This is a genomic window from Megalodesulfovibrio gigas DSM 1382 = ATCC 19364 (assembly GCF_000468495.1).
In the GTDB taxonomy this organism is placed as follows: Bacteria; Desulfobacterota; Desulfovibrionia; order Desulfovibrionales; family Desulfovibrionaceae; genus Megalodesulfovibrio; species Megalodesulfovibrio gigas.
The window spans coordinates 1,549,971-1,561,683 of record NC_022444.1; the positions used below are offsets into that span (position 1 = coordinate 1,549,971).

Annotated in this window: 9 protein-coding genes; 7 read left to right on the top strand and 2 right to left on the bottom strand. The window is 65.2% G+C overall.

The window, feature by feature from the left end; genetic code table 11:
* The first annotated feature begins 60 nt into the window (after positions 1-60).
* The gene (locus tag DGI_RS06780) at positions 61-1,485 is read left to right on the top strand and encodes an esterase-like activity of phytase family protein (RefSeq protein ID WP_021760084.1); all 1,425 of its coding nucleotides are present in this window, start codon (positions 61-63) and stop codon (positions 1,483-1,485) included.
* 215 nt (positions 1,486-1,700) lie between these two features.
* Here the strand turns inward: DGI_RS06780 and DGI_RS06785 are convergent, their stop codons facing one another.
* Both DGI_RS06785 and DGI_RS06790 read right to left on the bottom strand, forming a co-directional pair.
* Positions 1,701-3,356 (bottom strand): AMP-binding protein, encoded by a 1,656-nt coding sequence (locus DGI_RS06785; RefSeq protein ID WP_021760085.1) that lies wholly within the window; start codon positions 3,354-3,356, stop codon positions 1,701-1,703.
* A 62-nt stretch (positions 3,357-3,418) separates the two neighbouring features.
* Positions 3,419-4,009: a helix-turn-helix domain-containing protein gene (locus DGI_RS06790; RefSeq protein ID WP_021760086.1), complete on the bottom strand. Its 591-nt coding sequence runs from the start codon at positions 4,007-4,009 to the stop codon at positions 3,419-3,421.
* 213 nt (positions 4,010-4,222) lie between these two features.
* Here DGI_RS06790 and DGI_RS17065 point away from each other — a divergent pair, with 213 nt between their 5' ends.
* The 6 genes from DGI_RS17065 to DGI_RS06820 all read left to right on the top strand — a co-directional run bounded on the left by DGI_RS17065 (position 4,223) and on the right by DGI_RS06820 (position 11,697).
* Positions 4,223-5,671 (top strand): PAS domain-containing sensor histidine kinase, encoded by a 1,449-nt coding sequence (locus DGI_RS17065; RefSeq protein ID WP_027192845.1) that lies wholly within the window; start codon positions 4,223-4,225, stop codon positions 5,669-5,671.
* A 107-nt stretch (positions 5,672-5,778) separates the two neighbouring features.
* Positions 5,779-8,463 (top strand): response regulator, encoded by a 2,685-nt coding sequence (locus tag DGI_RS17070; protein ID WP_051286248.1) that lies wholly within the window; start codon positions 5,779-5,781, stop codon positions 8,461-8,463.
* A gap of 103 nt (positions 8,464-8,566) precedes the next feature.
* Positions 8,567-8,959, top strand: a complete 393-nt coding sequence (locus DGI_RS06805; RefSeq protein WP_021760089.1) for a hypothetical protein — start codon at positions 8,567-8,569, stop codon at positions 8,957-8,959.
* An 85-nt stretch (positions 8,960-9,044) separates the two neighbouring features.
* Positions 9,045-10,079 carry a thiamine-phosphate kinase gene (thiL, locus tag DGI_RS06810; RefSeq protein ID WP_051286246.1) on the top strand — a complete coding sequence of 345 codons (1,035 nt, stop codon included), beginning with the start codon at positions 9,045-9,047 and terminating at the stop codon, positions 10,077-10,079.
* On the top strand, positions 10,057-11,103 hold the full coding sequence (bioB, locus tag DGI_RS06815) for a biotin synthase BioB (RefSeq protein WP_021760091.1): 1,047 nt from the start codon (positions 10,057-10,059) through the stop codon (positions 11,101-11,103). The genes thiL and bioB overlap by 23 nt, the downstream gene beginning before the upstream one ends.
* Positions 11,104-11,136: 33 nt before the next feature.
* The gene (locus tag DGI_RS06820) at positions 11,137-11,697 is read left to right on the top strand and encodes a biotin transporter BioY (RefSeq protein ID WP_021760092.1); all 561 of its coding nucleotides are present in this window, start codon (positions 11,137-11,139) and stop codon (positions 11,695-11,697) included.
* The last annotated feature ends 16 nt before the right edge of the window (positions 11,698-11,713 follow it).

An 11,713-nucleotide genomic window follows, 5' to 3' on the forward strand; every position in this document is an offset into this window, starting at 1 on the left:
AGGACTGTTCGCACTATGCGGACAATCTCTCCATCCATTGTATCCTCAAGGAGTCGAATCATGCATCGCAACCTGAAAGGCTTGCTGGCGGGCGCGGTCTGTCTGGCGGTAAGCGCAGCCGTCCCCGCCTGGGCTGGTCAGACCGGCAGCGCCGAGCGTGATGCCGCGCTGGCCAAAATCGGCCTCACGGGCGCGCGCCTGCCCCATGCTGTGCTCAAAAACGACGTGCCCGACACGGCTCGTGCCGGCGAGATGATCGAAATCCGCAATGGCGGTTTCGGTTCCGACATGGCCGCCCACCCCACCGTGGCCACGCAGTTCTACGCCCTCACCGATCGCGGCCCCAATGCCGACCACGAGGGGCCCCAGGGCAAGGGCAAGTTCTTTCCCACCCCGGACTACACGCCGCGTATTGGCCTCTTTGCGCTTCAGCCCGACGGCAGCGTGACCCTGGAAAAGACCATCCTCCTGCGCCGGCCCGATGGCACGCCCATCACCGGCCTGCCCAACGCCAAGGGCCTGGGCGGCACCAGCGAGACGCCCTACAGCGCCGACGGCTCGCCCGTGCTCGTCCATCAGGACAAGCCGTTCAATGACAACGCCACCAGCCCGGACTACAACCCCCTGCGCCTGGACGAATACGGTCTGGACAGCGAAGGCCTGGTGGCCCTTTCCGATGGCACGTTTTGGGTGAGCGACGAATACGGCCCGCACATCGTCCACTACGACGCCGAAGGCAAGGAAATCGGCCGCATCAACCCCTTTGCCAAGGACGCCCGCGCCTCCATCAAGCTCCCGGCGGAATTGGGCAAGCGGTGGCCCAATCGCGGCATGGAAGGCCTGGCCATCACCCCGGACGAGAAAACCTTGGTGGGGCTGATGCAGTCCACCTTGAACAACCCCGACAAGTCCGCCCAGGGGCAGACGGCCACGCGCATTGTCACCGTGGACCTGGCTACGGGCAAGGTGGCCCAATACTTGTACAAGCAGGAAAAGCCCAAGAACGCCAACTCGGGCATTGCGGCGCTTTCTGCCACACAGTTCCTGCTTATTGAGCGCGATGGCGCCTTTGCCGGCAAAAAGCCCGAGGCCATGAAGCACCTGTATCGCATCGACCTCTCCACGGGCACGGATCTGGAAACCGTCACCGCCCCTGGCACCACGCAGGATGAGGCGTTGGGACTGCTCATCGACGGCAAGCCCCTGGAGCAGGCAGTGCTGGAAGGCGGCTGGGAAGCCCTGGCTGCCAAGGGTGTGAAGCCTGTGGAAAAGACGCTGGTGGCGGATTTGGTCAAGCTGAACGGCTACCCCCACGACAAGCTGGAAGGGCTGTGGGTGGTGGACGACAACACCGTGGCGGTGATCAACGACGACGACTTTGCCCTCTGGGGCTCGGACAAGGGCATGGAGCAGAAAATCCTCTCCAACGGCCAGTTGGATGGCAACACCCTCTATGTGATCAAGGCCCCGCTCCTGGCCAAATAGCCAGGGCATTTTGATCTTGAAAAAGGACATCGCGAGAGGGGAAACCTTTTGCAAAAGGTTCTCCCTCTCGCGATGTCCCCTTCCAAAACTTTCATAGTGACCTTGCATCACAATAAAAAAGTCTTTGGAAAGGGGGTTCGGGGGAAAACCTTTCTGAAGAAAGGTTTTCCCCCGAGAGTCCTTTTCAAAAACAACGTGCTCTGGCGTCTTTTGTGCTACTCCTGCGCCTCTTTTCCTTCGTCGCGCAGGCGGATTTCGGCACGTTTGATCTTGCCGCTGATGGTCTTGGGCAGTGCGCCCACGTATTCCACGATGCGCGGATACTTGTAGGGCGCGGTGACGGTTTTGACGTGCTGCTGCAGGGCCTTGGTCAGCTCGTCGGAGGGTGTGTGCCCTGGCGCGAGCACCACCGTGGCCTTGACCACCTGGCCGCGTTCGGGGTCGGGCACGCCGGTGACGGCGGCTTCCACCACGGCAGGGTGGGTGATGAGGGCGGATTCCACCTCAAACGGCCCGATGCGGTAGCCCGAGCTTTTGATGAGGTCGTCGGTGCGGCCCAGGAAGAAGAAGTAGCCTTCCTCATCCATCCAGGCCTTGTCCCCGGTGTGGTACCAGCCGTCGTAGCGGGCGGCGGCGGTGCGTTTGGGCTCGTCCAGGTAGCCTTGGAACAGGCCGAGGACGGGCTGTTCGCAGCGCACGCAGATTTCGCCTTCCTCGCCAGGAGGGCAGGGCTTGCCTTCCTCGTTCATGAGCACGAGATCCCAGCCCGGCGTGGGCCGGCCGATGGAGCCGGGCTTGGGCTCCATCCAGGGGAAGGTGGCCAGCTGCAGGGTGGTTTCGGTCTGGCCGTAGCCTTCGTAGATGGGCAGGCCGGTGGCGGCCTTCCAGGCGATGAAGACGCCGTCGTTGAGCAGTTCGCCGGCGGTGGTGCAGTGGCGCAGTTTGGAGAGGTCGTAATTGGCGAGGTTCTCCCGCACCAGGAAGCGGTACACCGTGGGCGGAGCGCAGAAGGAGGTGATGCCGTGGCCGGCCAGCATCTCCAGCAGGCGCGAGGGCTCGAATTTGCCGCGGAAGTCCCAGGTGAACACCGTGGCCCCGGCCATCCACTGCCCGTAGAACTTGCCCCACACGGCCTTGCCCCAGCCGGTATCCGCCAGGGTGAGGTGCAGGTCGCCGGGGCGCAGGTTGTGCCAGTACACGCCGGTTACGTAATGGCCCAGGGGATAGGTGTGGCTGTGGGCCACCATCTTGGGCATGCCGGTGGTGCCGGAGGTGAAGAAGATGAGCAGCGGGTCTTCGCCGCCGGGTCTGCGCGCCAGCACCGGGGGCGTGGCCGGGGCGGCGTCGAGGATGGCGTCGTAGTTGTGCCAGCCGTCGGCGCGGCCGTCGCCCACCTGCACGCGCACGGTCAGGTCCGGGCACTGGGGCAGGGCCTCATCCACGCGGGGGATGACGCCGGTTTCGGCAATGCAGCCCTTGATCTTGCCGAACTGCACGCGGAAGACGATGTCCTTGGGCGTGAGCAGGGCCGGGGAGGGCACGGGCACGGCGCCCAGTTTGTGCAGGGCCAGCATGGTGACCCAGAATTCCACCCGGCGGTGCAGGATGAGCATGAGGCGGTCGCCCTGACCCACGCCCAGGGCCTGCAGGGCGTTGGCCAGTTTGGTGGACTGGGTGGAGAAGTAGCCGAGATTGTATTCGCGGCGCACGCCGGCATCGTCCACATGGACCATGGCCGGCCGGGCAGGATCCACGGCAGCTTCGGCATCCAGAAAATCATAGGCGAAGTTGTAGCCTTCGGGGACGTCCATCCGGAAATCGCGCATGAAGTCGGCGTACGTGGCAGGCGTGAGACGCTGAACGGGGGGCATGGGCTGCTCGCTGGCGTTGAACGTGATGGTGGAAGGTGAGGACACCGGATGCAGGTCGCCGGCTAGATGATCACATCCAAAAAGGTGGCCGGCTGGTCCGTCAGGCTGCGCATGGCATGGGGAATCATGGCGTTGAAGTACAGGGTGTCATGCGGTTCCAGCACCACGGCTTCACCGTCCAGCAGCACTTCCATGGTGCCTTCGAGCATGTAGCAGAACTCCTGGCCAGGATGCGAGTTGCGGTGCAGCTCTTCCCGGGTGCAGGGGGGGACGGTCACCAGGAACGGTTCCATGGCCCGGTGGGTGAACCGCGAGGCCAGGCTCAGGTAGCTGTAGGCCGAGCGGCGTTCCACGGGCATGCCCTGGCCTTTCTTCACCACCGTGTAGCGGCGCAGGTGGGCCTCGTGGCCGGAGAGCAGGTCCGTGAGGTCCACACCGGCAGCCTGGGCCACCTTGAAGAGATGGCTGACGGGAATTTCGCAGGAACCATTTTCATACATGAGCACATCTTCCACCCTGGCGCCGGATTTTTCGGCCATGGTCTCGGGGGACCAGTCCAGGGAATCGCGCAGGCCCTTGAGCCGGGCGGCGACGTCACGATCCGGGAAGGCGAGGCAGGTGGAGGCAGCGGGGGGAGAAGCCGGATGGGACATGAATCGCTCCAGGAAAGAGGGATGCCGGGAAAACCTGATTGTATTCAGAATTTCCGCACCCTGTCAAAGGGTGGATGCGGATTGCGCCGCCCAGGTGCGACTGGGAGTATGGTTGCTTCCCAGGGGTGAAAAAATAAGATATCCTTAATAAAAAGAAGCCGACGCGTCCGCCTTTGGCCGGCCTTGCGCGCGTCATGCGCAGAAGGTGATGGAATGCTCAAGCTCAAACCAGCCAGCCTCGCCGCCATCTACTTCGTGTTCGGGATGCTCTGGATTCTGTTGTCTGATGAGCTCATGGCCCTGGCGTTCCGGGCCTCGCCGGATCTGCTCATCCTGGTAAGCAAGATGAAGGGCACGCTGTTCATCTTGTGTACCACCCTGCTGCTGTACGGGCTGCTCAGGCAGTACGAGCGCAGCCGGCGCATCCAGGACCAGGCCCTGCGCGAAAGCGAGGAAACCTTCCGCAAGCTGTTTGAAGGTTCGCCCGATCCTATTTTATTGATGCGCGGCGAACGCTTTATCGAGTGCAACCAGGCCGCGTTGCAGCTCCTGGAAACCGATGACCGCGACCGTCTGGTGGGCGCCACCGCCTTCGATTTTTCCCCGGCCCTGCAATCCGATGGACGTTCCTCCCGCGAGGCCGGCCTGGGGTTCATTGCCCGCGCCTGGGAGGAGGGCATCAGCCGTTTCGAGTGGCAGTGCACCACGTTCAAAGACCATCTGTTGATCATTGAGGTGTCCCTTCTCCCCATCACCGTGCATGGGGAGCGGCTGTTGCATAACACCTGGCGCGACGTAACCCTGCGCAAGCGGGCCGAGGATGCCCTGCGCCAGTCCCATGATGCCCTGGAAAAAGTCGTGGCCCGACGCACCAAGGATTTGCAGCAGGCCAACGACAAGCTGCGCCAGCTTGATGAGCTCCGGCGCGCCTTCCTTTCCTTTGCGTCCCACGAGCTGCGCACGCCCCTGACCTCGGTGCTGGGGTTCGCCGCCCTGGCCGTCAAAAGCGTCACCCGCCACATTGTGCCGGCCCTGGCGCACAACCCCGTGGCCATGCAGCGGGCGCAGACCCTGCTGGCCAATCTGCAGGTCATCGAAAGCGAAGGCCGCCGTCTGGCCCGGCTGGTGGATGATCTCCTGGACCTGAGCAAGATCGAGTCCGAACAATATGCCTGGAACGACACCCGCCTGCGCCTGGGGGACGTGGTGCAGGCTGCCGTGGCCACCATCCAGGGCGAACTGGCCGCCAGACCCGAACTGCGGCTGGAACTGATCCTGGACCCAGACGCCCCGGCCATGCTGGCGGACCATGACCGCATGCTGCAGGTGTTTCTGAATCTGCTGGGCAATGCCCTCAAGTTCACGCCGGCAGGGTTCATTCGCGTGACGGTGCATCCCGCGTCCGACGGCGGGCTGGAAGCGCGGGTGGAGGACTCCGGCCGGGGGATTCCCCCCGGGGATCTGGAACGCATTTTTGAACGGTTCTACCAGACTGGGCATGCCGATACCGCGGCGCATCCCAAGGGCACCGGCCTGGGGCTGGCCATCTGCAGGCAGATTGTGGAGCATTACGGCGGGCACATCCGGGCGGAATCCATGCCGGGCAAGGGCGCTGCATTCATCATGCGCTGGCCTGCAAATGCGCAATGTCTTGTTGCGTAGTTATACGAGGCAGGATATTCTTCCCCTGACAACGGGCATGGTGCCCATGCGCATGCATGTGGCGCTGCTCCGGGGGGAGCATGGAGTCATCATCGGGATTTCACCCTATGGCGCTGGCCATGGTGGTGCTGGCAGGGCTGCTGACGTTCGCCTGGGGAGTACCCGTGCGCGCAGCCGCCACGTCGGTGCGGGTGGGGGTGTATGAGAACCCCCCCCTGCTTGGTGTGGGGCCGGGCGGCCAGCCCGAAGGCATCTTTCTGGATGTGCTGCAGGAGGTGGCCCGCCGCGCCAACTGGGAGCTGACATACGTCTATGGCAGCTGGACCAGCATGTTCGAGGCGGTGCAGGCCGGCGATATCGACCTGCTGCCCGTGGTGGCCTACCGCGAGGACCGCAAACCCCTGCTCGACTATTCCGATCGCCCCCTGCTCACGAACTGGGGACAGGTGTTCGCCCGCGACGGCGCGCCCATCGATACCCTGACCGCCCTGCCCGGCAAGCGCGTGGGCCTGCTGCTGCATGATGTGCATGCCGAGGCCTTCCGAACGCTGATCGCTTCCTTCGATATTGCCGTGACCGAGGTCCCCTTTGATTCGTACGAGGCGCTTTTCATCGCCTTGCAGGAGGGGAGGGTGGACGCCGGCGTGGTCAACCGGATCTATGGCGATATGCAGGGCACCCGCTTTGCCGTGCAACCCACGCCCATCATTTTCAATCCCATCCAGATACGGTTTGCCGTGGGCAAGGGCGATCCGCATGGCTTGCTGCCCACCCTGGATGCCGAGGTGGCGCGCCTGATGCATTCCAGGGATTCCGTGTACTATCAGTCGCTGGATCGCTGGCTCACGGCGTCCGTGCATCAGGAACGGCCTGTATGGCTGCTGCATGCGTTGCTGCTGTTGGTGGCGGCGGTGGCCCTGTTTTTCGGGCTCACTATGCTGCTCAAGCGGCAGGTGACCCGCAGCACGGCGGCCCTGGCCCGGCAGAACGAGCGCCTGGCCCGCGAGGTGGAGGAACGCCGTCTGGCCGAAGAACGGCTGCAGCGCGAAGCCTCCTGCAATGAGGCCCAGGCGGCCATTGCCAGGGCCATCACCGCGTATGGCGTGACCATCCGTGCCGTGGCCGAAAACATCTACGATCAGGCCATGCAGCGCACCGGGAGCCGGTTCGGCTTTGTGGCCAGCATCAATCCGGCGACTGGCGAGGTGCTGGGGCATGCGCTTTCGCCCATGGTGCACGAGGACCGCTGCGCCCTGCGGCAACCGGCGCTGGTGCTTTCCCGGGGGGCAAAGGGGTATCCCGGCCTGTGGGGGCACGCCTTGAACAGCAGGCAGGGGTTTTTCACCAATGCGCCGCAGGCGCATCCGCACTATCAGGGGCTGCCGCAGGGGCACGTGCCGCTGGAGCAGTTTCTGGTCATGCCGGCGGTGGTGGGCACGGAGGCGGTGGGGCTCATCGCCCTGGCCAATCCCGGCCGCGACTACACCGCGGAAGATCTGACCGCCGTCGAGGCGTTGGCGGATCTCTTCGCCATGGCCGTGTCGCGCATTCGCAGTGTGGAGGCGCTTTCCTGCGCCAAGGAGGCGGCGGAAAAGGCCAGCCTGGTCAAATCCTCCTTCCTGGCCGTGATGAGTCATGAAATCCGCACCCCGCTCAACGGTGTCATGGGCATGCTGCAACTGCTGCAAACCACCCGCCTGGACGACGAGCAGCAGGAGTATGTGGAGGCGGCCCTGCGCACCAGCGGCATCCTGCTGCGGCTGCTGTCGGACATCCTGGACATCTCCCGCATCGAGGCGGACAAGCTGCCCATGGCCCGGGAGGTCTATTGTCTGGAAGATGTCATCCAGCCCGTGGTGGAACTCTTCGGGCACGAGGCCCGGCGCAAGGGACTGGCGTTCACGCTGCGACAGGATCCCAGCGCCCCGGCCTTCTGCTGGGGAGATGCCGGCCGGGTGCGCCAGATGCTGTACAATCTGATTGCCAACGCCGTGAAGTTCACCCATCAGGGCGGCATCACCCTGGAAGTGTATGCCACGCCGGCTCCGCCGCACCCCCCCTGGGCCACGGATGAACGCGTGATGCTGCATCTGGTGGTGGCCGACACCGGCGTGGGCATCGACGATGCCATGCTCGACATCGTGTTCGGTGACTTCACCCAGGCAGAAGCCGTGTACACCCGAAAGTTTGGCGGCTCCGGCCTGGGGCTGGCCATCGTCAAGCGGCTCACCATCATGATGGGCGGTTCCCTGTGCATTGAAAACGGCGAGGCCGGCGGCACGATGATGCATCTGGCCCTGCCCGTGGACTGCGTGGCCGAGGAACAGCAGCCAGACTGCCACCAGAAGGCGAAGGCCGTGCCGGCGGACCCGTCCTTGCTTGATCTGTCCCACTGCAGGGTGCTGGTGGTGGAAGATGAGCAGGTCAACCGCCTGACCGTGACGCGGTTTCTGGAAAAACTGGGCTGCACCGTGCAGGCTGCCGTCAACGGACAGGAAGCCTTGGCGCTGCTGGCCGACATGCATGCCGGGACCGTGGATGCGGTGCTTATGGACATCCAGATGCCGGAAATGGACGGCACCGAGACCACCCGGCGCATTCGCGGCGGCGAGGCCGGGGCGCAACACCGCACCGTGCCCATCATCGCCCTGACGGCGCATGCCATGGCTGGCGACCGCGAAGCATTTCTCCGTGTCGGCATGGATGCTTATCTGGCCAAACCGGTGGAAATGGACGCTCTGGAGACCGTCCTGCGCCACGTGCTGCATGGGAAACGGCCTGCAGGCGGCTGAAAAGTCCGCGTACAGGTCGTGTCCGGGCTTGTCCTTTGAGGACATTGCCCATATCATGGCGGATGTTGTCTCGGAGGTCCGAGCTCGGGAGCACACACACGCCATGCTGAACTATCTCTTGTATATTCCCTTGGGACTGGTGTACGCCGCCGTCTGGACGAGCTTTGGCCAGCACGTGCTGCGGTACTTCGACAAGGAAATCCCCTTTGACCAGCATTACTGGGTGGTGTGGGGGCTGTGGCTTGCCGTGCCGGCCGTGGTGTGTGCAGTCATTGAAAAGCTGGCCAGCATCGCCACGTTGCGGGAGCACGAGAGCCTGTTCGACACCGGCCCCATCACCAGCATCGTCGAAACCGTGGCCCAGGGCGTGCCGGCGTTTTTCCGCGGCTCGATGTATGCCTTCGGCATCATCATCCTGAATCTGATGGCGGCTTCCCTACTGCAGACGAACCTGGTGCGCGACATCATTGTCTCGCTGGGGTTGCCCCTGCCCTGAACGGGCCTGAATGGGCCTGAGCGCGCCTGTGTGTCCCTGGGCGCGCAACGCCACTTGCGGCCGTGCGCGGCCGTCACGAGGATCCATGACCGCATTGCTGCAGGCGGAGACGCCCACTGCCGTGGCCTCGGAAGACGATTTCCTGGCCCTCATTGACAGCCACTTTCCGCGTGAGCACGGCCATGTGGTGCTCGGTCGCGGGGATGACTGCGCCATCCTGACCATGCCCGATGCCCTGTGTCTGTCCACGGACTTGTTTCTGGAGGACGTGCATTTTCGCCGCGGCTACTTCACCCCGGCTGAGATCGGCCACAAGGCCCTGGCCGTCAATGTGAGCGACATCGCGGCCATGGGCGGCGATCCCCTGGGCTTCAGCCTGGGGCTCATGGTCCCGCCCGGGCTGCCGCGGGAATTCTGGGACGCCCTCTTCACGGGCATGGCGGCCCACGCCGCGGCCCACGGCCTGGCCCTCACCGGCGGCGATTTGTCACGCGCCCCGCTGCTGGGGTTCTCCGTCACCATCTGGGGCCGCCCGTTTCCGGGGCGCCCGCTGCTGCGGCGCGGGCCGGTGCAGCCCGGCGATCGGCTGGTGGTGCTGGGACCATCCGGACAGCTCGGCCTGGCCCGGCAGGGGCTGCGTCTGCTGGAGGCCCACGACCGCGAGGCCCTGGCGGACTGGCCGGCCTGTACGGCGGCGCATCTGATGCCGGAGCCGCAGGTGGCGGCGGGTCGGACGCTGGCTGCAGTGCAGGGGGTGCATGGCTGCATGGACCTCTCCGACGGCCTGGCCCGCGATCTGCCCCGTCTGCTGACCTTTGGCCAAGCGCCCGGCCTAGTCCCCGGCGCCCGGCTGGAGCTGGATGCGTCCATGCTGCACCCCGAACTGCTGGCCGCCTGCGCTGCCGCCGGGCTGGACCCCGTGGCCGAGGCCTTCCTTGGCGGCGAAGATTATGCCCTGCTGGCGGCTGTGGACCCTGCCGCCATGCCGGCCCTGCGTCATGCCGCAGCTGCGCTGCCTGCTGCCCTCCTGGACCTTGGCGAGGTCACGGCTGCGCCCGGCGTGATGCTCAACAACACCCCCATGACAGGACAGGGATTTGATCATTTTTCCAAAAGATGACCGCACCGCGGACGGGCTCGCCGACCTGGCCCGGCAGTGGCTGGCCAAGCCTTGGGAGGAGGCCGCTGTTCTCCTGCTCGACGCCATCCCCCAACAACCCGAAGCCGTGCTGGCCCTGGCTGGCGCCGTGGCCAGACTGACGCGACCGCTTGAGATTTCGCGCTGCGCCATCGTCAGCGTGCGCACCGGGGCCTGCAGCGAGGACTGCGCCTTCTGCGCCCAGTCCGCGCACCACGGGGCGGATTCGCCGGCGCATGATTTTCTGGATGCAGAGACCATTGCCGCCGCCGCCTGCCGGGCCAGGGAGGCCGGGGCCACCCGCCTGGGTCTGGTGGCCGCGGGACGAGGCTTTGACCCCCGCGAGCTGCCGGCCTGGCAGGCCGGGGTGCGCGCCGTGGTGCAGGCCGGCCTGGCCTGTGATGTGTCCCCGGGCATCATCGACGAGGCTGCCCTGCGCGCCCTGCGGGAAGCCGGCGCTTCCATGCTGCATCACAACCTGGAGGCGGCGCGTTCCTTTTTCCCATCCCTCTGCACCACGCACACCTGGGACGACAGGGCCCGCACCATCCGCGCCGGCCATGCCGCGGGCCTGGCCGTGTGCGCCGGTGGCATCTTTGGTCTGGGCGAGAGCTGGGCCCAGCGCATCGAACTGGCCCTGGCCCTGCGGGAACTGGTCGTGCAGAGTGTGCCCCTGAATTTTCTGCACCCCATCCCGGGCACGCCCATGGCCCACCGTCCGACCCTGGGCAAGGACGAGGCGGCAATGATTGTGGCCTGTTTCCGGCTGTTGCTGCCCGATGCCGCGCTGCGGCTGTGCGGCGGCAGGCACCTGTGTTTTCCGGATGTGGCAGCCCGGGTGCAGGCGTTGGAAGTCGGGGCGGACGGGATCATGGTGGGGGATTTTCTGACCACGTCCGGCAGCGCCGCGGAGCTGGATGTTCAGGCCGCCATCCTGGCCGACAGACGGTTCGACAAGCGGTTTTATAGGCGGTTCGGCAATTTTCATCCTCTGGGCAGTGCTTGATGCCTGGGCCGCTCCTGGCGTAAGGATACCGATATGTCCATGCACACCCTGCACTCCCTCAATCGTCTGGTCTGGACGGCCCTGCTGGCGGCAAGCGTCGCCGTGGGGGCCTTCCTCATCGTGCCCATGGCCCCGGTGCCGATCTCCCTGCAACCGTTTTTCATCATGCTGGCGGGCTTTATTCTCGGTCCCCGGGCCGGGGCAGCCTGCCTGCTGCTCTATGTGGCCGGCGGAACCATCGGGCTGCCCATCTTCGCCGGCGGCAAGTCCGGCTTGGCGCACCTCATGGGGCCCACGGGCGGGTACCTCATTGGGTTCATCGGCACGGCGGCCATCTGCGGCTTCGCCACCCGGCGCAGCCTCACCCGGCCAGCCCCGCCGTTGTCCTGGACCCGGGGGGCGCTGTTCGGCCTGGGCGGTTTGGCCTCCGCCTATGTGTTGGGCCTGCTCTGGCTCATAGTGCGGCTGGAGATTGGCCTGTGGAAGGCGCTGGCCATCGGGTTTGCCCCGTTTTTCCCCACGGATATCGTCAAGCTGGCGCTGGCCGTGGCCATTTATCGATATTTGCACCGGTTCAACCTGCTTCCCAAATAACTGCGGAGGTGCGGCC